Origin of the sequence: Nocardia sp. NBC_01388 (assembly GCF_045040085.1) — a bacterium.
In the GTDB taxonomy this organism is placed as follows: domain Bacteria; phylum Actinomycetota; class Actinomycetes; order Mycobacteriales; family Mycobacteriaceae; genus Nocardia.
The window spans coordinates 6306065-6325296 of the sequence record NZ_CP109553.1 but is presented as its reverse complement, the minus strand read 5'-3'; the positions used below and the strand labels follow the sequence as shown (position 1 = coordinate 6325296).

The following is a 19232-nucleotide window of genomic DNA, read 5'->3' as shown; positions in this document are numbered from 1 at the left end:
CTTTACGCAGCAGTCGAATTACTTGGCGGGGGCCGGGGTAATCGAGGGCTCGGTGGTGGTGGTGAAGTACTGGACCGCGGCCAGGATGGCGACGGGGGCCGTCACGAACAGCTGGCCCGCGATGGTGCCGAGGAAGCCGATGGCAGCCATGCCGCCGAGGCAGCCGATCACGGCGGCCGGGACGAACGGACCGAACATGCCGACGATGGTGGCCGCGGCTACGGTCGCGCCGGCGATGCCGCCGAGGACGCAACCGAGGGCCGCGCCGCCGATGCCGCCGACGAGGGTGCCGATCGTGGCGCCGGTGCCGATGGTGTCCTTCATACGGTTGAAGGCGGCCTGCTCACGGTCGTAGTCGGACTTCCACGGAGCCTGGTTCTCGTACGGCAGGGCGACAGGCTTGTAGACCGCGTGGTCCATGTCGAACTGCGGGGTCAGGGTCGCGACGTTGTCCTTGATCTCCGCGGCGATCGGGAACTGGAAGTCATCGACGCGGAAGTTCAGATCGGTGCCGGCGATGGTGGCACCGTTGGCGGCCTTGATCTTGAACTGGCCGTTCTCGACGACCATGGAGCCACCGTCGGTCTTGATGATGGTGTTGGTGTCGGAGGTGGTCGCGGTGTAGTTGATCGGCGCGTTGGCGTCGGCAGCGGGCGCGGCGTTCACGGTACCGGCGGTGACGCCCATGGCAGCGATCAGCAGCGCCGACGTGGCGGCGAATTTCCTCATCAGCATTTGTTGCAAACCTCATCGGAATAGCTCGGGGGGACACGGAAATACAAATCGAGGACAGCTAACGTGCGGTGAACCCATCGTGACTGTTCGTTCAAATTCCGTTCACCTCGGTGATCACGCGGTTCGTCAGCTTTTGGAAATCCGCTGCGTACGTATGGTTTTCGGGCCCGCTACCCGCCCCCCAGATTGTTACTATGCGGTCTGTTTGTGGCGAAGGTCACATCAAATGCTTGGAAACCGGAATGCTCCGGACGCGTAATTCTCGAAGAGTCCACGAAATGGCAACTCATCGGCTGGAAGTGCGAATATTCTCGAGCTGACTTGTTTCCTTCTTGTGTCCGATTCCGCTCACGAGAAACCCGCAGCCGGTGTACGTCCCGCAACATGGAGTCCGCGCGGCAGCGGCAGGCGTAGGCGACGTAGGGTTTTCGGTGTGCGAGTGCTCGTAACCGGAGGCGCCGGCTTCATCGGCGCGAACTTCGTTCATCAGACCGTGACCCGTCGTCCCGGCGTCCATGTCACCGTGCTGGACAAACTCACCTATGCGGGCAATCGCGCCTCACTGGCCGCCGTTGCCGACCGGATCGAGTTCGTACAGGGCGACATTGCCGATCCCGCGCTGGTCGACCGGCTTGTCGGCGGTGTGGACGCGGTGGTGCATTTCGCCGCCGAATCGCACAATGACAATTCGCTCGCCGACCCCTGGCCATTTGTCCAGACCAATATCGTCGGTACGTATTCGCTACTGCAGGCGGTGCGCCGGCACGAGGTGCGCTACCACCACATCTCCACCGATGAGGTGTACGGCGATCTCGCACTGGACGATCCGACGGCGTTCACCGAGGTCACACCCTATAACCCGTCGAGTCCGTACTCGGCGAGCAAAGCCTCCAGCGATATGCTGGTTCGGGCCTGGGTGCGCTCCTTCGGGGTGCAGGCCACACTTTCCAACTGCTCCAACAACTATGGCCCGTACCAGCACGTCGAGAAATTCATCCCACGCCAGATCACCAATCTCATCGACGGTGTCCGTCCCCGGCTCTATGGCACCGGACATCAAGTGCGGGACTGGATCCACGTCGACGACCACAACAGCGCCGTATGGGAAATTCTGCAGCGCGGCCGAATCGGGCAGACGTACCTCATCGGCGCCGAGGGCGAACGCGACAACAAATCCGTTGTGGAGCTGATTCTGGAAGCCTTCGGCCGTGATCGTGACGACTTCGATCACGTCACCGATCGTCCCGGTCACGATCTCCGCTATGCCATCGATTCGACGCTGCTGCGCACCGAACTCGGCTGGAAGCCCGAATATTCGGACTTCCGTACCGGTTTGGCCGCGACCGTACGGTGGTACCGCGACAATGAGGCCTGGTGGCGCCCGCAGAAAGACACCACCGAAACGGCCTACGCGGCTGCGGGAGAGAAAGTCCTGTAGCCCCGGGAAAGGGCTCACTCAGGACGGGTGAGCCCACCCCAATCGCGCCGATACGCCGCCCAATCCGCTGGCGTCGCTGCGAAATCCACGTACAATGCCACCCCGAATGTCCGGCGGTCGAGTGCGGTGCGCCCCAAACCCAAACGGACACCGCGTACCGCACTCGCCACCGTCTCCGCCGCACCGTGGTGACCGAGATCGTCGGCCCAGAAGGCGGGCACCCCCAGCAGCAGATCCACCTGTGGCGGCGTGACCTGCAGCGCCAGCCGGGTCTGCTGTGCGACATAGCCGCCGTAGAGCGAGCCCGTCGGCATGGCGGTGTCGTAGGACATCATCGCGATCTGGTCCACGCGCCGCGCCACCGACGCGAAATAGGCTTGTGACCACCACTTTCCGTGATCGGCCAGCGCCAGGCCCAGCAGATGCAAACCCGGCAGCGGATCGATCACCGGCGCGGACACCGACAGCAGGGCCTCGCGGGCGGCTGTCACGGGACGCACCCGATCCAGCAGCGTCAGGAATCCGGCCGCACCCGAGCGCACCGGCTCCAGATCGAAATGGATGCCGTCGAATCCGAGATCCAGCACCTGGTTCGCGGCGGTGACCATACGGTCGCGAGTCGCGGCATCGTCGAGGTTCAGACCGTCGAATTCCGGGGCCAGCACATCGCCGAGCCAGGACTGCACCCGGATCCCGGGCAGCAGCCGATGCACCGTCTCGACGAACCAGCGGGCCTGTGGATACAGCTCCGGCGGCAGGGTGCCGTCATGCGCGAGCGGGCCGGTGTGGACGTAGAGGTCCTTGATTCCGGTGCCGGACAACAGGACTCCGAGCTGGGCGATATCGGCCTCGGTCTTGCGGCCGTCCACCCAGGCGTGCCCCAGCCACACCGCGTCCCGGCCGCGCGTGCGCGCCGATGCGGCGGGCGTGCCCGCATCCTGTAGCCGCAGATAGGCGGCCGCGGCTCCGATCGGTGTCAGCAGTGTGCACACGATCAGCAGCAGCGTCACCGAAATGCGCCGCCATCGCCACCGCCTGTGCCGGTGAGACCGGCCGTGCCATGCGGCACGGGTGGCCGCGACGCGGCGTCGTAGCCACCCCTGTGTACTCACCTCCGCACACTACCGAGCGGGTCAGCCCCAGACGATGGTCGAATACTTGATCACCGCGGCGGCGAGCGCGACGGTGACGGCCACGACCACCGTGATGGCCGGACCCCTGGTCGGGATCCTGCCCGCGGAAGTGGTGAGGCGCAAAGGCATCCAGCGCAGCAGCACGGCCAGGAACAGCAGCGCCAGCGGCACGAAGTAGCGGCCCTGGACGCCGTCGATGATGAAGTAGCCGACCGGTGTGAAGGACATGTACAGGGTCACGTAGATCATCGCGACGCTGGCGAGCATGGTGAGCAGCACCAGCCAGGTGCGCAGCCGGTCACCGGTCAGGCGGTCGGCGATGCCGAGGCTCACCACGAAGGCCAGCAGGCTCGCGCAGATGGTGAGCGCGGGGACGTCGATGTACGCGAAGCCGAGCTGACCGAAGAACTGGCTGAACCAATTCTGGTCGCGGCGGGCGACGCTGTCGCCGAACACCCGCAGGAAATGCCCTGGGTCGCTGAGGATTCCGTGCAGCTGGTCGCCGGGGCGGACGCTGCCCCACTGCTCCTGCGGGCGCATGAGGCTCATACCGTCACCGGTCGGTGCGGCGATCTTCATCCAGACGGCGAAGGCCACCGCACCGAGGCCCGCACCGGCCCACGGCAGGATGCGCTGCCAGACGGCCGGACGGTCGGCGCTGCCGAAACCGAAGCGCTGCGCGGGAATCAGCACGATGAGCATGGCCAGCAGCACATAGGTGGGCTTGCAGACCGGCAGCAGGATCGCCGCGGCCAGTGCCGCAACGGTTTCCGGCCGGGACAGGCGCTCGCCGAGGAACAGGCTCTTCACGATGAGCGCCGAAACCAGCAGTGCCAGTGCGTTGGTCACCGTATCGGCGGTGACCGTGCCCGCCTGGAACACCGCGATCGGCAGCACCGCCACCGTCAGCGCCAGCCACTGGATCCGGTGCCCGCGCAGGGCGCGCACCGCGAACGCGACGATCACGAGGTAGGCGATCAGCCCGGCCCAGCGGGTCGCCAGCACCATGCCGCCGACATTGAGGTCGAAGGCCTCGGCCAGCCGAATGCCCGCCGCGGCAGGCAGATACGGGACGAGGGAGTAGGCGGCGGTATTGGTGAACCACACCTGCTTGGTCTGGGCCGAGACCGCCTTGTCGCCGAGCACCTCGTAGCCGTGCGGATCCTCGACCATCGGATCCTGCTCGTCGGGACTGTTGTTCACGTAATCGTTGTGCGCGTAGCCCATGAGAGCGTCCACGCTCGCGGGTACGTCGCCGCCCCACGCGGGACCGCGGTCGTCATGAATCTTCTCCGGCAGGAATCCGCCGTGCGCCACCTGGTAGGCCCGCCCGAACTGGGTGATCTCGTCGTGTCCCCAGAACGGCGGCGTCAGTACCGAGAACACCGCGCCGAATACGCCGGCCAGCAGCAGGAACACCAAAGTCGCGGTGCCGAAACGCTGTTCGATCCGGGCCGCGACCCGCTTCATGCCCGTGGGCTGCTCGGGAACCGCTGCCGGCGCGACCTTCGTCGGCTGCGCGACGCCGGGTGCATCCGCGCGGTCGGCCGTAATCAGCTCGGCGGGCGTCTGCGGAACGAGGGCCGCGGGGACGAGCGGGGTGGTGCTGACGACCTCGGCCGCACCGTTCGACGCGACCGAGTCATCGCTGGGCGTGCTGTCCGGCTGCGCCGCTTCGGTTTCGGCCGCACCGATGCCGTTCGGCGCATCGGGTTCGCTCTTGCCGTTGTCGCTCACTTCGGTTGCCACGATGTCCGATTCTGCTGGACGGGGGGTGGCAGGTGTGGCAGGCGGGGGTGTTGTTTCCGCGGTCGGGTCCTCTCCGGGTCGCGTGGCGTCCGGTTCGGTCCGGATCGTCATCGCCGGGTACCGCCCGCGTGCTCACCGGCGCATTCGTCCGCCCCGACGGCCGAATAGCGCAGGTACATCAGCCGCGCGGCCTCGTGCCGGGACCGGCGGATGCCGTCCAGCACCAGTCCGGCGGTCCAGGCGAGACTGCCCAGCAGCATCAGCGTGAAGCCCAGGAACAGCGTCGGAAAGCGCGGGACCGAATGGATTTCGTAGAACTGGATCACTATCGGCGTGATCAGGATGATCGAGATGATCCAGGCCAGGGTGCCGAACAGGCCGTAGAAGGCGACCGGGCGTTCGTGCCGGGCCAGGCCGATGATCAGCCGCAGGATCTTGAAGCCGTCGTGATAGGTGCGCAGCTTGGATTCGCTGCCCTCCGGCCGATCCTTGAAGCCGACCGGCACGGCCGTCTGCGGCACTCGCAGATGCAGCGTATGCACCGTCAGCTCGGTCTCGATCTCGAATTCGCGCGATACGGCGGGGAAGCTCTTCACGAAACGCCGTGAGAAGACCCGGTATCCGCTCAGCATGTCCTCGACGTTCTCGCCGAACACCTGCGCGACCACGCCATTGAGCACCTTGTTGCCGGTCGCGTGGCCGGGCCGGTACGCCGACTCGCCCGCTAGTTCGCGGCGCACACCCAGGACATGGTCGTACGGTCCCGACAGCAGCGCCTCGATCAACCGCGGTGCGGCGGAGGCGTCGTAGGTGTCGTCGCCGTCGATCATCAAATAGACGTCGGCTTCGATATCGGCGAAGGCGCGGCGCACCACATTGCCTTTGCCCTTGCGATATTCGTGACGGACGATCGCGCCGGCCTCGCGCGCCCGCTCCGCGGTCGCGTCGGTGCTCAGGTTGTCGTAGACGTATACGACAATTCCCGGCACGGCAGCCTTGAGGTCGGTGACGACCTGTGCGACCGAGGCCTCTTCGTTGTGGCACGGAACCACTGCGGCAATTCGGAGCTCGGTGGGGTCCACCCGGTCAATCCTCGATGTGATCGGAAGGCGAATACGAACACGGGGAGGGTACCCGAGATCGCTGCGGTACCGTCGCCGAGTGTCCAGCAGTGAGTCGGTAGCCGTGGAGAACGGCCGGGAGTCCTTCGTCGGCAAGGTGCGTGCGGCACTGAGACAGGGCAGCGCATTCCTGGTTGTCGGCGCGCTCGGATTCGTGGTGGACGCGGGCACCTACAACCTGCTGGTGTTCTGGGGCGGGGAGGGCGTGCTGTTCCATCAGCCGCTGCTCGCCAAGATCATCGCCATCCTGGTGGCCACCGTCGTCACCTATTTCGGCAACAAATGGTGGACATTCGCGCACAAGAAGGGCGGCAGCCCGACCCGCGAATATGTCCTCTACGCGCTGTTCAATGTTGTCGCCATCGGCCTGCAACTGAGCTGCCTCGGGTTCTCCCGCTACGTACTGCACCTGTCTAGTCCGTTGGCGGACAACATCTCCGGCACCCTCATCGGGCAGATCGTGGCAGTGGTCTTCCGCTACTGGGCATATGACAAATTCGTCTTCACCGGCGCGCGCGACCAAAACGACTGAACCACACAGCTTTCTGACCCGCACAACCCTTCGAATCACTTGCCTCGAGTTCGTGGCCCGCCCGGGTCTGGACTGACGGAGCGGGGGAGCGAAGCGGAGGAGCGGAGGAGGGAAGACCCGGGTAACAGGGCCACGAACCCGCCCGGAGCGAAGCGGAGGGCAAATCAAACACAGCAGCGAAGCGGAGGAGCGGAGGAGGGAAGACCCGGGTAACAGGGCCACGAACCCGCCCGGAGCGAAGCGGAGGCCAAATAAACACAGCAGCGAAGCGGCGGCAAAGTGTTATTGATATTGTCGGCGCGCCGAGCGGTGACAGTGGGTAGGCATCCCACGTCGTATGTTGCCGGTGTCTATTTTTTCGAGGGATGTCGAGGGATTTCATGGATGCGTCGGCTGGACAAGCCGTGACCGAAATCAGTGACCCGCAGACTGCCGGGGCCCCCGCGACTTTGCGCGCGGAGCACGTGGCTCCTGAGCGGCTGGTGCTGGCGCGCGGCCTGTTCACCGGACCTGCGCAGCGGATCAGCGATGAGCTGTACGCGGTCGTGAAGGGCGGCAAGGCACACCGCGAACGCTTCAGCCTGCGGCTGGAGAAGGGCGCGACGGCACACACCAATACCTACTTCGGGAGATTCGCCGCCAGCTACTGGCAGCGCTGGACCACCGTCACGGCGGTCCAGGTCGCCATGACCCTCGAGGTCGCGGGCCGCACCAAGGTGCGCCTGGCGGCGTCCGATATCGCCGGTCACCGGCGTGTTGTCGCCACCGCCGAAACCCGGGAGACCGGGCGGCTGGTGCTCAGCACGGCGCTCGATATGTTCATCGACGGCGGCGCGCTGTGGCTGGAGATCGACGCCATCGGCGGCGAGGTCACCATTACCGACCTGGAGTGGACCGCCCCCGCGCCGGAGACCGTGCGCCCGGTCGCCATTGCCATCTGCACGTTCAACCGCGCACCGGACTGCGCCGCCACCATGGCGGCGCTGGCCTCGGACGCGACCGTGCTGTCGTCCATCGATGCCGTGTACGTGGTCGATCAGGGCACCGATCTGGTGCAGGATCAGCCGGTGTTCGCCGAGACGGCACCCAAATTGGGTGACAAGCTGCGCTATATCCGGCAGCCGAATCTCGGTGGCGCGGGCGGTTTCACGCGCGGGCTGTACGAGGTGTCCGGCGCCAATCAGCACGCCGACGTCATCCTCATGGACGACGACATCCTGTGCGAACCGGAAACGGTGCTGCGGCTCAACGCCTTTGCGAACATGACCGTGGAGCCCACGCTGGTGGGCGCGCAGATGCTGTTCCTCTACAACCCCGACTACCTGAATGTCGGGGCGGAGGAGACGGATCTGGGCAGGCTGCGGCACGGGCAGAAGGTGTCCAAGGCGCTGCGCAACACCAGCATGCTCAAGAAGCATCAGGAACGCCGCGTGGACGCCGGCTACCAGGCCTGGTGGACCTGCCTCATCCCCGCCGAAGTGGTGGCCGAGATCGGCCTGCCGGTGCCCATCTTCTTCCAGTGGGACGACGTCGAATACGGTCTGCGCGCTCGCGAGCACGGCTTCGTCACCGTCACGCTGCCGAATGCGGCCGTGTGGCACGCCGACTTCTACTGGAAGGACTTCGACGACTGGGCGCGCTATTTCTCCTCGCGCAACTCGCTCATCGTGTCCTCCCTGCACACCGATCTGGACCCGAAAGCCGTTACCCGGCAACTCTTCCGGGAAATCGGCGAATACCTGGTCGGCATGCAGTACGGCCTGGCGCACACCACCCTGCAGGGCATCGAGGATTACCTGCGCGGCCCGAAGGCACTGCAGGACGGCGGTATTGCGGCCCTGGCCGCCGCCCGCGGTTCGCGCGGCGACTACCCGGAGACCGTCAAGCATCCGGCGGCCACCGCACCCGTCGTCAACGCCCACGTACATCAGCGCCGCGCCGGCGGTGAACCCAGCCGCCCCCTGCTGATCCTGTTCAAGCGCGCCCTGAACCAGTGGACCGGCCGCACCATCCACGGCGTCGTCGGCGTCACCCGCGAGGACGCGCACTGGTGGCACGTGGGCCTGTTCGACCACGTGGTCGTCACCGATGCCTCACAGTCCGGTGTACGAGTTCGCCGGCGCGACAAGGAAACCGCCCGCCGCCTGCTTGTGCGCGCCTACCGCGTCCTCAAGCAACTCCGCACCGAACTCCCGGCCCTGCAACAGCAGTGGCGCAATGCCATGCCGGAACTCACCAGCCGCGAGAACTGGGAACGCCTCTACGGCATCGACCCCAAGTGAACTGACCTGAACGACCGAGCGGCCGCACCCACCAGGGTGCGGCCGCTTCGTCATTGCCGCCGAGTTTCCGGAACGAACAGCCTGTGTGGCAATGACACCGAACAGCCTGTGTGGCAATGACTCCGAACAGCGTGTGTGGCAATGACTCCGAACGGCCTGTGCGGCAATGACTCCGAACAGCGTGTGTGGCAATGACTCCGAACGGCCTGTGCGGCAATGACTCCGAACAGCCTGTGCGGCAATGACTCCGAACGGCCTGTGCGGCAATGCCGCAGCCCTCCTACGGGGCGATATGGGCTGTTCGGCCGATTGCCGGTGGTCGGCCGACTGGCCGGTCGTGACGAGGCTGTTCAAACGTGGGCGGTGAGCAGGGCGCGGGTGGCGGCGGCGAGGTCGGCCTCCAGCCACTCCGGTAGTTCCTTCGACTGGGCATGGCGGCGCAGCGCGGAGTAGGGGAGATCCACGACCGCGCGGGTGACGGCGTCTATTTCGCGTTCGCCGGCCGCGCCGTAGATGCCGCGGGCGATGCGGTTCAGCAGTTGGAAGAGCGGAGCGTTCATCTCCGCGCGGCGTTCGCGGAACTGCGCGTCGGGGCCGCCGTCCAGCAGATCGCCGAGGCGCAGGTTCAGCATGAGGCGGGCATCGTCGGGGAATTCGCGGCCGAAAGCGAGGGCGGCGCTGGTGATGACGACGGCCGCCTCGATCGGATCAGCCACTTCGGTGGCGGTCAGCACCCCGGCTTGGAAGCGTTCCAGCGCGCGCAGCCAGGTCGCGCTGAGCACCCCGTCCCGATTACCGAAGCGGTGGTAGAGAGTGCCGACGGGCGCGCCACTGGCCTCGGCGATGGCGGCCACACCTGCCGCGCGCGGACCCTCGCGCAGCACCAGGGTGCGGGCTGCGTCGAGGATCACGTCGGTGCTGTGCTTCCGGGGAGGTGCCATGAACTAGTACAGTCCTTCTATATGGAGCGTTTGCCCTATATCGATCAGCATTCCACATCTATCGCCGCCGATCGCACCCGGGCCTGGGCTGCCCTACTGCGCACGACCTGCAAGAACCCGGATGATCTCAGCACACTCCCACCCGGTTTCACGCTCGACGAGGCCGACCCGCCCGCCCGATTGTCCGCGATAGGCCGCCACCCCTTCTCCCGCTACCGCCTCACCTTCACCCTGGACGAGATCGACCCGCACACCACCCGCCTGACCGCCCTGACTCACGCCGCGTTTCCCGGGCTGCACGGTGGGATCTACAAAGCCCTGGTGATCGGCACCGGCCTACACCGCCTGGTTGTCCGAGAAATGTTGCACCGCATAGCCGGAGCAGCGGAGGAGCGGTCATGACCGGGCCACGGTCGTGGATGCCCGGCCGATACTGGGGTGTCACGGCCGCCGAAGTCGGCATGGAATTGCCTTGTGACAGTGAACTTTCCGGCCGGACGGTGGTATGCGACCGAGTCGTCGATATCGCCGCCCCGCCAGAACTGGTATTCGCCTGGGTATGCCAGCTGCGCGCAGCCCCGTACAGCTACGACCTACTGGACAACTTCGGCCACCGCAGCCCCGTAATCCGCGACCCGAAGCTCACCGAACTCGTTGCGGGCCAGCATTTCATGAAGCTGTTCGCGCTCACCGGATACACCCCGGGCGCACAGATCACCCTCCGCGCCTCCGGTGTGGCCGTCACCTACGCCGTACACCCCGTCCCCGCCGCAGGCGCCAGTCGCCTGCACGCCCGAGTCCACTTCCGCGGCCCCCGATACCTTGTGGCCCCACTGGTATTCGGCGACTACCTCATGATGCGCAAACAACTCCTCACCCTGAAGAACCTGGCCGAGCGTGAAGCGCACCCCGCTCCGCCCGCAGACGCCGAACAGCCCGTGCCGCACTGACATCGAACAGCCCGCGTACCAGCCGCGCAGTCCCAATACGGGTTGTTCGGTTGCGACACGGACTGTGCGGCCGATAGCAGCGGCGCGCCGCACCCGCGCTGCATCGCGCAACCTGTGTGGCCGTCGCGCAGCGGCCGCACAGGCTGTGCGGTCAGTGGGCGGGTTGTGTGGTCGGAGGGAGGGCGGTCAGAGGAAAAGGTCGGTGGTGAGGGGGCCGTCGCCGGGGACTACGCGGTACTTGTCGAGGTCTGTGATGCCGTGGGCGGCAAGGACATCGTCGTCGAGGAAGAAATTGCCGGTGGTGTCCTTGGCCGGGGAGGTCAGGACCAGGTAGGCGGCGTCGGCGTAGATGTCGGGGGTGCGGGAGGAGGCGATCATGTCGTCGCCGCCGAGCAGGTTGCGGACGGCGGCGGTCGCGATGGTGGTGCGCGGCCAGAGTGAGTTCACGCCGATGCCGTATTTGCGCAGCTCTTCCGCCAAACCCAGTGTGGTCAGCGACATTCCGTACTTGGCGATGGTGTAGCCGAGTGAGGCGCCTGCCCACTTCGGGTCCAGGTTGAGCGGTGGCGACAGGGTGAGGATGTGCGGATTCCGGCCGGACTGCGCCGAATCCTTGAGTGCCGGAATGCTCAGCTTGGACAGGAGGAAACTGCCGCGGGCATTGATGTCCTGCATGAGGTCGTACTTCTTCATGGGCAGGAATTCGGTGGGGGACAGGTCGATTGCCGATGCGTTGTTCACCACCAGGTCGATGCCGCCGAACCGCTCGATCGTCTGCTGGACCGCCTCGGCGACCGCGCCGTCATCGCGCACATCGCCGACGTACTTCAGTACCGAGCCCCCGGCCTGCTCCAGCTCGGCCGCCGCGGTGTGGATGGTGCCGGGCAGTTTCGGGTTCGGCGTATCGGTCTTGGCGATGAGGGTGATATTCGCCCCGTCCGCCGCTGCCCGGCGGGCGATCTCCAGGCCGATCCCGCGACTTCCGCCGGACATGATCATGGTCCGGCCCGCCAGCGGCTTCCGCGCTTCCGTCATGGTCAGCTCCTGTCTCCTGCTTCGCCCCGGTTCCGATAATCCGCGCGTCCATGCGCAGGCGGAGCGAAACCCCTGATTCGGACACTAGGGGAGATGCGAGTGTTATGCAACGAGTTGCATAACACTCGCCGAGTGAATTCTTGCCCGGGGCCCGGCCCCCGGGCTTCATGGACTAGCGCTCGTCGAGGTGGGGCTATCCCTACCCTGCGGCACCTGCCAGCGGTATCGGCGATTCGGGCGTGAGCCGGATCGGCGGGGTGGGCTTGCGTTCCTAGGCTCGAGGGGGCTGGAGAAACTGGCCTGAACAGGAGGAACGCCTTCTTATGAGCACACCTCGGGTGCGCCGGAGTCGCATTGCACTGGCCGGCGTCGGCCTTGCCGTGGTGCTCGCCTCGGCGGGCTGCACGAGTGCGGGAACGGCCTCGGAGCCCAGCAGTCCGGACCGGAACCGGGCCATTGCGGACGCGATGAACGCGGCGGTCAAGGCCGGATTTCCGGGCATTCAGGTGGTGATCACCCGGCCGGACGGGCAGCGCACCCTGACCGCGGGTGCGGGTGATATCGCGACCGGCGCACCCATCGCCGACGATTCGCGAGTCCGCATCGGCAGCAATACCAAGACTTTCGTCTCGGTGGTGGTGTTGCAGCTGGTCGCCGAGGGCAAGATCGAACTGGATGCCCCCGTCGAGCGCTATCTGCCGGGCGTGGTGCAGGGCAATGGCAATGACGGCAATCGCATCAGCGTGCGGCAGTTGCTGCAGCACACCAGCGGCCTGCCCGACTACCTCGCGAGCGGCGATCCCTCCCGCACGCCGGATCCGAATTCGCCGCAGCTGAAGGTGGATACGGAGGCCATGCGCACGAAGCACTTCGAAGCAGCCGATCTGGTGCGCATCGCCATGTCCATGCCGCCGCAATTCACCCCCGGCGCGAAAGCGGTGTATACCAACACCAATTACGTGCTGCTCGGCATGCTCATCGAACGCATGACCGGCCGTCCCGCCGGAGACGAGATCACCAGCCGCATCATCGACCGGCTCGGCCTGCACGACACCTACTACCCGGCCTCGGGTGAATCCGTGATCCGCGGCGCCCACCCCGAGGGCTATCACGTAATCGACGGCAAGCGAGTCGATTTCACCGACCTCGATCCGTCCTGGGGCGGCACGGCCGGCGCCATGATCTCCACCGGAGCCGATATCAACCGCTTCTTCACCGCACTGCTGAAGGGCGATCTGCTGCCCGCCGCCCAACTGGCGCAGATGAAGCAGACCGTGCCCTTCGACCGAATGCCCGGCGCCGGTTACGGATTGGGGCTCGTTCACCAGTCCAGCCCGTGCGGCAAAGAGGTCTGGGGACACGGCGGCAGCATTCCGGGCTTCGAAACCCGCAATGGCGTCGCGACCGGCGGCGCGGCCGTCACGGTCACCGTGAACCAGCTGCCGACCGATGAGGCGACCTCCGCCGCCGTCACCAAGGTGCTCGATACCGCGCTCTGTGAAGGATGAGAGAACCAGCCATGCGCCGCAAATACACCATCGCCTTCGCCGCCTTGACCGCCGTCGCCGCCGTCGCCGCGGCCACCGCGGTGACCAGCACCGTGATCACCGATCGGGCGAGCGCCGACCCGTCCCCGACCGCCGGCCTGGACCGCTTCTACAGTCAGCGCCCGGAATGGAAACCCTGCGACAACCCGAGACTGGACGAGGCCAGGGCCCAGTGCGCCGATATCACCGTGCCACTGAATTACGCAGAGCCACAAGGTAAGACGATCACCGTCGCGATCTCCCGCATCGCTGCCACCGACCCGGCGCAACGGCACGGCGTCATGCTCTCCAATTCCGGTGGTCCCGGCGGTCCGGGCCTGGACTTCATGGTGGATGTCGGCGCGGCCATGACCCCCGACGTCCGCGCCCGCTACGACCTCATCGGCATGGACCCGCGCGGTGTCGGCCGCTCGACCCCCGTGAACTGCAAGTGGCCCCGCGGCTTCGGCCTGCAATCGGCGGGCATCGACGCCAGGGCTTACACCGAAACCGTTGCGACACAATCGGATCTCGCACTGCGCTGCGCCACCACCGAGGGCGATTGGCTGCGCCACGTCACAACCCGCAATACCGCCCGCGATATGGACGTCATTCGCGGCGCACTCGGCGAGGAGAAGGTCAGCTACTACGGCACCTCGTACGGCACCTACCTCGGCTCGGTCTTCACCCAGATGTTCCCCCAGCGCAGCGATCGCATCGTGCTGGACAGCGCGGTCGATCCCGCGCGCTACGGCGCGGTCCAGATGACCCAGGACATGGGCCCCGCGAACGAAGCCGCCCTCGACGACTGGGCGGACTGGACCGCCGCGCACAATGGCGACTACCGGCTCGGCAGCACCCGGGATCAAGTGCGTGCCACCGTGGTCGATCTGATACGCCGCGCGGCCGAAAAACCGCTCCGGGTCGGTGAATTCGACGTCGATCAGCACGATCTGCCCATGCTGCTGTTCGCCGGACTGGACGATCCGCGGCAGCATAAGCAGGTCGCGGAACAGGTGCGACTGCTCGCCGACGCCGCCGACGGCCGCGCGGTACAGCCCGACGAAGGCACCACCAGAGCCCTCGCCTACATGGTGCGCGCCCTCCCGTCGGACGGTTCGGCGCAAATGGCGATCATGTGCGGTGACGTCGCCGTCCCCCGCGATCCGGCCTGGTACTGGCGCAATATCGAAGCCGCCCGCGCCACCCAGCCGGTCTTCGGCGCCTTCACCAACAACATCACCCCGTGCGCATTCTGGGCGCCCCCCATCGAAGCGCCCACGGTGGTGAACAATTCGATCCCCGCCCTGATCGTGCAATCCACCGGGGACACCCGCACCACCTACGCGAACGCCGAAGGCATGCACCGCGCCCTGACCGCCTCCCGCATGGTCACCCTCGACAACGTAGCCATCCACTGGATCTTCGGCCGCTACCCCAACACCTGTGTCTACTCCGCCGTCAACACCTACCTCAAAGACGGCACCCTCCCCTCCACCGACCTCACCTGCCAAAAGGACTAACCTCCTGGTGATCACTCGTCCAACCCGCACAGCGCCCATTCGGCACTCGCTTTCACGAGATGCCCGCGGCCTCGAGCCGTTCGGCACAGCGGCAGAGCACCCAGGTGACATCGAGGTGGTCGAGGGAGTCTCGAGGGTGGGGTGGATTCGTCGAGTGGGCTCTGGTGGCGGGAGTTGGCGGCGTGTCGCCACCACCGGAGCCCAGTGATCGATTGACCAGTTCTAGCGGCCGAATTGGCTGCGATCCTTATACATTCGGCGCTGGTCCTTGTTGATTTGTTTCCAGGCGCGCTGGCGTTCGGCGCGCAGGCGGCTGTCGGAGCGGGCGGCCATCCAATCGTTTTCGCGGATCAGTTTGCGGTAGCTGTCCAGCCGCCGCCGGGGGAGGGCGCCCGCTTCGATTGCCGCCAGCACCGCGCACCCCGGCTCCTGGTTGTGGGAGCAGTCGGCGAAACGGCAACTGGCAGCCAAGGATTCGATATCGCTGAAGGTCCGCCCCAGGCCCTCGGCGGCTTCCCGGAGCCCGATCGAACGCAGGCCCGGGGTATCGATGAGGGTCCCGCCGGTGGGGAGTGGGCGCAGTTCGCGGTGCACCGTGGTGTGCCGGCCGCGCTTATCACCTTCGCGAACCTCGTTGGTGGCGAACACTTCCGCGCCCAGGAGGGCATTGGCGAGTGTGGATTTGCCCGCGCCGGAGGGGCCGAGGAGGGCGACAGTGCCGTCCAGGACGGCGATGAGCGACTCCATGCCGAGACCGGTGGCGGCACTCACCGCGAGCACCGTGGCGCCGGGTGCGACGGCGCGCACCTCGTCGAGCGAAAGATCCGGAGCCAGTTCGGCTTTCGTCACCACGACCACCGGTTGCGCACCGGATTCCCAGGCCAGGGCGAGCATGCGCTCGATGCGCCCGAGATCCACATCCCCGTCACCGGGCGTGCAGATCAGCACGACGTCCACATTCGCGGCGAGGACCTGATCGGCCGCGCGGCCGCGGGAATCGGAGTGCCCCGACACCGCGGCCCGCATGATCGCGGTGCGCCGCGGCAGCAATTGCCGCACCACCGCATTGTTCAGCATCCCGCGCGTGGCGGGCAGCTGCCCCGAATCACTGCCCAGGGCGACCCAGTCGCCCGTGCACAGGCCGCTGACCTCGGAATCCGGGCGCGGGCAGCGAGCCCGCACGATAACGGCGGCAGCCTGATCGGGCAGCCGGGTACCGGAAATGGGCACGGCCACATCGCATTCGCTGCGATCCATGCGGAGCACCCGCGCAGGAATCAGCGAATTGCCGAGCAGCGGAAGGTATTCGGCGGCCACGGAGGCGGTCCAGCCATAGGGGGCGAGCAGGTCGAAATCGACCACAGACATGATGGGAGAGTCCTTCGACGGGCCGAGCCCGTTCGAGGACTCAGCGCGGGAAATTCGAGGTGGGTACGCGCGGCGCGCCGGTTCGATCGAACGAACCTCGCGCGGGCACGACAATCCGTGCTGCAGTCACGTATTCCACCCCCTCAACTCTCCCCAGGCGATCACCGAGGCGATCACGCGCCGAACAAGAACGGGACAACCCTGTCAGGCTGCCCGTATCGGCGCAATCGATTTTCCTACCAGCGCTTTTGCCGCCGTCAGGACGGCGTCTTGCCCGGCGCGCCGGCCTCGGGCTTGCGGAACTGCTCGCGCCGCCCGAGCCGCTGCAGACGCAGCCACTCCATGAATCCCTGCGGATCCTTCTGCTGCATCAGGAAGTACCACCCGAAGCGAGCCAGCTCCTGCGGCAACAGCTTTCGCATACCCGGCTGCGACATGAGGTACCCGCGATTGCGGTAGGTGAAGTAGCGCTTCACCGGATCGTCCGGATACTGCGTGTGCATCCGCCCACCCAGAATCGGCTTGAACTCCTCCGACCCGTTCGGATGCAGGTAGGCGGTCTGCAGACAGGTGCCGAACGGCAGTCCGGAACGCACCAGCCGGCGGTGCACCTCCACCTCGTCGCCGCGCACGAACAGCCGCAGATCGGGCACGCCGATAATGTCCACGGCCTGCGCGGACACCAGCGCGCCATTGAAGAGCGAGGCGATGCCCGGCAGGAAATCCTCGTCGCCGAGCTCGGACCGCAGCCGCCGCCACACCACGCCGCGGCGCAGCGGGAAGGCCAGCTTGTCCGGATCGTCTATATCGGCGACCACCGGCGACACCTCGACCAGCTGATGCCGCTTGGCGCAATCGAACAGCGTCGCAAGCACTTCCGGCCCGTCCGGGCGGCCGTCGTCATCGGCCAGCCACACCCAGTCCGCGCCCATGCTCAGCGCGTGCAGCATGCCGAGCGCGAAACCGCCCGCGCCGCCGAGATTGTGCTCCGAACCCAGATAGGTGGATTCGATGGGCTGATTGCGCACGAGATCGCCGACCTCGGACTCGTTGCCGTTGTCGATGACGATGAGATGGTCGACCGGCCGCGTCTGGGTGGAGAGCACCTTCAGCGATTCGGCCAGCAGTTCCCGGCGCTTATGGGTGACGACAATGGCGACGATGCGGGCATCGTCCGCGAAGTTGGGGGTGGTCTGGTCCACCGGGCTCGATGGTCGCTCGCTGGGCTCGCTCATGCGGGATTCCGTTCCGGTTCACGTTCCAAATCCCGCAGCACCTGTGCCACGTGATCGCCCGCCTCCGGGCCTTCGTACGCGCGGACTACTTCTTCGATGCCGCCATGCATGCGTACCTGTCCATGATCGATCCACATAGCCGAATCGCACAGCTGGGCCAGAAATTCGTTGGAATGGCTGGCGAAAACCAGCAGACCGGACCGAGAGACCAATTCCTGCAGGCGAATACGCGCCTTCTTCATGAATTCCGCGTCGACCGCGCCGATGCCCTCGTCGAGCAGCAGGATCTCCGGGTCGATGGAGGTGACCACGCCCATGGCCAGCCGCACCCGCATACCCGTGGAGTAGGTGCGCAGCGGCATTGTCAAATAGTCGCCCAATTCCGTGAATTCGGCGATTTCGTCGATCTTGGCGAGCATCTGTTTCCGCGACTGTCCGAGGAACAGGCCGCGAATGATGATGTTGTCGTAACCCGAGACCTCCGGGTCCATACCGACTCCGAGATCGAAGACCGGAGCCACCCGCCCGCGAATCCGCGCGGTACCGCGGGTCGGTTCGTAGATGCCCGAAAGCAGCCGCAGCAGTGTGGATTTGCCCGCGCCATTGTGGCCGACCAGACCGACGCGATCGCCTTCCTTCAGCGACAGCGTGATATCGCGCAGCGCCTCGACCACCACCACATCGGATTGGTTGCGCCCGATGGCGCCACCGGCCGACCCCAGCACCGCCTTCTTCAGCGATCGGGATTTGGCGTCGAAGATCGGGAACTCGACCCAGGCGTTCTGGGTTTCGATACTCACATTGTCGGTCATGAAGCCTTCACACCCAGTAGGGGACGCGGGAACGGAACTTCTTCATAGCCAGTATCGCGATGATCCAGCCCACGACGGTGATGGCCACCACGATCAGCCAGCTGTGCAGGTGGATCGGATCACCCAGCAGGGGTGCGCGCACGATTTCCAGGTAGTGGAAGGTGGGGATGATTTCCGCCAGTTTCGCACGATCGCTGGCCTGGCCGTTGAGGGCCGAGGGCTTCCACATGACCGGAGTCAGCACGAACAGCATCATCGTGGTGCTACCCAGGATCGGCGCGAGATCGCGGTACCGGGTGCTGAAGATACCGAACACGATCGTCACCCAGAGCGCGTTCATGAACAGCAGCAGCAGTCCGGGAATCGCCAGCAGCACCGACCAGTGCAGATGCCGCCAGATGCTGAATGCGAGCAGCATCACCACATAGATGATCAGGTTGTGCGCGAAGAAGAGAAACTGCCGCCACACCAAGCGGTACACATGCACGCTCAGCGCCGACGGCAGCTGTTTGATCAGTCCCTCGTTGGCGATGAAGACATCCGAGCCCTCGAGAATGCTGGCATTGATCACATTCCAGACGATCAAGCCGACTGTCACATAGGGCAGATACGAGCTCAGCGACTGCCCGAACAGGGTGGCGTACAGCAACCCCATCGCGGCGGCCTGCAAACCGGTGGCGATGGTGATCCAGAACGGACCGAGCACCGAGCGGCGATAGCGCTGCTTGATGTCCTGCCAGCCGAGCGCGAGCCATAGCTCACGCTGGGCGAATCCGTCGCGGAAGTCCTTCCGGGCTCGGCTGAAGGACTGAGAGTCCGACACTAGCGGCACCGGTTCATTGTCCAGGCGCG

17 protein-coding genes are annotated in these 19232 nt (G+C 66.0%); 7 read left to right on the top strand and 10 right to left on the bottom strand.

Translation table 11 applies throughout. The annotated features are described in order from the left end of the window. Positions 1-18: 18 nt before the first annotated feature. Positions 19-735 (bottom strand): hypothetical protein, encoded by a 717-nt coding sequence (locus OG716_RS30500; protein WP_405133954.1) that lies wholly within the window; start codon positions 733-735, stop codon positions 19-21. A 433-nt stretch (positions 736-1168) separates the two neighbouring features. On the opposite strand from OG716_RS30500, the gene rfbB reads away from it, so the two are divergent. Next, positions 1169-2173, top strand: a complete 1005-nt coding sequence (gene rfbB / locus OG716_RS30495) for a dTDP-glucose 4,6-dehydratase (protein WP_405133953.1) — start codon at positions 1169-1171, stop codon at positions 2171-2173. A gap of 14 nt (positions 2174-2187) precedes the next feature. Here the strand turns inward: rfbB and OG716_RS30490 are convergent, their stop codons facing one another. The 3 genes from OG716_RS30490 to OG716_RS30480 all read right to left on the bottom strand — a co-directional run bounded on the left by OG716_RS30490 (position 2188) and on the right by OG716_RS30480 (position 6137). Beyond that, the gene (locus OG716_RS30490; RefSeq protein ID WP_405133952.1) at positions 2188-3285 is read right to left on the bottom strand and encodes a hypothetical protein; all 1098 of its coding nucleotides are present in this window, start codon (positions 3283-3285) and stop codon (positions 2188-2190) included. 21 nt (positions 3286-3306) lie between these two features. Further along, positions 3307-5055 (bottom strand): DUF2142 domain-containing protein, encoded by a 1749-nt coding sequence (locus OG716_RS30485; RefSeq protein ID WP_405133951.1) that lies wholly within the window; start codon positions 5053-5055, stop codon positions 3307-3309. A gap of 107 nt (positions 5056-5162) precedes the next feature. Then, positions 5163-6137, bottom strand: coding sequence for a glycosyltransferase (locus OG716_RS30480; RefSeq protein WP_405133950.1), 975 nt, complete (start codon positions 6135-6137; stop codon positions 5163-5165). A gap of 79 nt (positions 6138-6216) precedes the next feature. Here OG716_RS30480 and OG716_RS30475 point away from each other — a divergent pair, with 79 nt between their 5' ends. Beyond that, entirely contained in the window at positions 6217-6708 is a 492-nt protein-coding gene (locus OG716_RS30475; protein WP_405133949.1) for a GtrA family protein, read from the top strand. Between the two features lie 380 nt (positions 6709-7088). Further along, positions 7089-8990, top strand: a complete 1902-nt coding sequence (locus OG716_RS30470; protein ID WP_405140014.1) for a glycosyltransferase — start codon at positions 7089-7091, stop codon at positions 8988-8990. A 350-nt stretch (positions 8991-9340) separates the two neighbouring features. Here the strand turns inward: OG716_RS30470 and OG716_RS30465 are convergent, their stop codons facing one another. Further along, positions 9341-9931: a TetR/AcrR family transcriptional regulator gene (locus tag OG716_RS30465; protein WP_405133948.1), complete on the bottom strand. Its 591-nt coding sequence runs from the start codon at positions 9929-9931 to the stop codon at positions 9341-9343. 21 nt (positions 9932-9952) lie between these two features. On the opposite strand from OG716_RS30465, the gene OG716_RS30460 reads away from it, so the two are divergent. Together OG716_RS30460 and OG716_RS30455 are read left to right on the top strand one after the other, a co-directional pair. Then, positions 9953-10333, top strand: coding sequence for a hypothetical protein (locus tag OG716_RS30460; RefSeq protein WP_405133947.1), 381 nt, complete (start codon positions 9953-9955; stop codon positions 10331-10333). Next, the gene (locus OG716_RS30455) at positions 10330-10881 is read left to right on the top strand and encodes a hypothetical protein (protein ID WP_405133946.1); all 552 of its coding nucleotides are present in this window, start codon (positions 10330-10332) and stop codon (positions 10879-10881) included. Before OG716_RS30460 ends, OG716_RS30455 begins: the two co-directional genes overlap by 4 nt. Positions 10882-11067: 186 nt before the next feature. Here the strand turns inward: OG716_RS30455 and OG716_RS30450 are convergent, their stop codons facing one another. After that, positions 11068-11916 (bottom strand): NAD(P)-dependent oxidoreductase, encoded by an 849-nt coding sequence (locus tag OG716_RS30450; RefSeq protein ID WP_355125598.1) that lies wholly within the window; start codon positions 11914-11916, stop codon positions 11068-11070. A 323-nt stretch (positions 11917-12239) separates the two neighbouring features. Between OG716_RS30450 and OG716_RS30445 the strand changes: the two genes are divergently transcribed. After that, entirely contained in the window at positions 12240-13424 is a 1185-nt protein-coding gene (locus OG716_RS30445) for a serine hydrolase domain-containing protein (RefSeq protein WP_405133945.1), read from the top strand. Between the two features lie 11 nt (positions 13425-13435). Then, a complete protein-coding gene (locus OG716_RS30440; protein WP_405133944.1) occupies positions 13436-14965 on the top strand; it encodes an alpha/beta fold hydrolase in 1530 nt (509 codons plus the stop codon). A gap of 222 nt (positions 14966-15187) precedes the next feature. On the opposite strand, the gene rsgA is transcribed toward OG716_RS30440, so the two are convergent. From rsgA to OG716_RS30420, 4 genes are all read right to left on the bottom strand, one after another. After that, positions 15188-16333 carry a ribosome small subunit-dependent GTPase A gene (gene rsgA, locus OG716_RS30435; protein ID WP_405133943.1) on the bottom strand — a complete coding sequence of 382 codons (1146 nt, stop codon included), beginning with the start codon at positions 16331-16333 and terminating at the stop codon, positions 15188-15190. 257 nt (positions 16334-16590) lie between these two features. Continuing rightward, entirely contained in the window at positions 16591-17568 is a 978-nt protein-coding gene (locus tag OG716_RS30430; protein WP_405133942.1) for a glycosyltransferase, read from the bottom strand. Beyond that, the gene (locus OG716_RS30425; RefSeq protein ID WP_405133941.1) at positions 17565-18380 is read right to left on the bottom strand and encodes an ABC transporter ATP-binding protein; all 816 of its coding nucleotides are present in this window, start codon (positions 18378-18380) and stop codon (positions 17565-17567) included. The genes OG716_RS30430 and OG716_RS30425 overlap by 4 nt, the downstream gene beginning before the upstream one ends. 7 nt (positions 18381-18387) lie before the next feature. Next, on the bottom strand, positions 18388-19212 hold the full coding sequence (locus OG716_RS30420) for an ABC transporter permease (RefSeq protein ID WP_405133940.1): 825 nt from the start codon (positions 19210-19212) through the stop codon (positions 18388-18390). Positions 19213-19232 lie beyond the last annotated feature (20 nt).

Bases quoted from the DNA above. Each gene is read 5' to 3' on its own strand.
- OG716_RS30460 (WP_405133947.1), top strand. From the start codon at position 9,953: ATGGAGCGTTTGCCCTATATCGATCAGCATTCCACATCTATCGCCGCC.
- OG716_RS30425 (WP_405133941.1), bottom strand. From the start codon at position 18,380: ATGACCGACAATGTGAGTATCGAAACCCAGAACGCCTGGGTCGAGTTC.
- OG716_RS30465 (WP_405133948.1), bottom strand. From the start codon at position 9,931: ATGGCACCTCCCCGGAAGCACAGCACCGACGTGATCCTCGACGCAGCC.
- OG716_RS30445 (WP_405133945.1), top strand. From the start codon at position 12,240: ATGAGCACACCTCGGGTGCGCCGGAGTCGCATTGCACTGGCCGGCGTC.
- OG716_RS30470 (WP_405140014.1), top strand. From the start codon at position 7,089: ATGGATGCGTCGGCTGGACAAGCCGTGACCGAAATCAGTGACCCGCAG.
- OG716_RS30455 (WP_405133946.1), top strand. From the start codon at position 10,330: ATGACCGGGCCACGGTCGTGGATGCCCGGCCGATACTGGGGTGTCACG.
- rsgA (WP_405133943.1), bottom strand. From the start codon at position 16,333: ATGTCTGTGGTCGATTTCGACCTGCTCGCCCCCTATGGCTGGACCGCC.
- OG716_RS30440 (WP_405133944.1), top strand. From the start codon at position 13,436: ATGCGCCGCAAATACACCATCGCCTTCGCCGCCTTGACCGCCGTCGCC.
- OG716_RS30450 (WP_355125598.1), bottom strand. From the start codon at position 11,916: ATGACGGAAGCGCGGAAGCCGCTGGCGGGCCGGACCATGATCATGTCC.
- OG716_RS30500 (WP_405133954.1), bottom strand. From the start codon at position 735: ATGCTGATGAGGAAATTCGCCGCCACGTCGGCGCTGCTGATCGCTGCC.
- OG716_RS30430 (WP_405133942.1), bottom strand. From the start codon at position 17,568: ATGAGCGAGCCCAGCGAGCGACCATCGAGCCCGGTGGACCAGACCACC.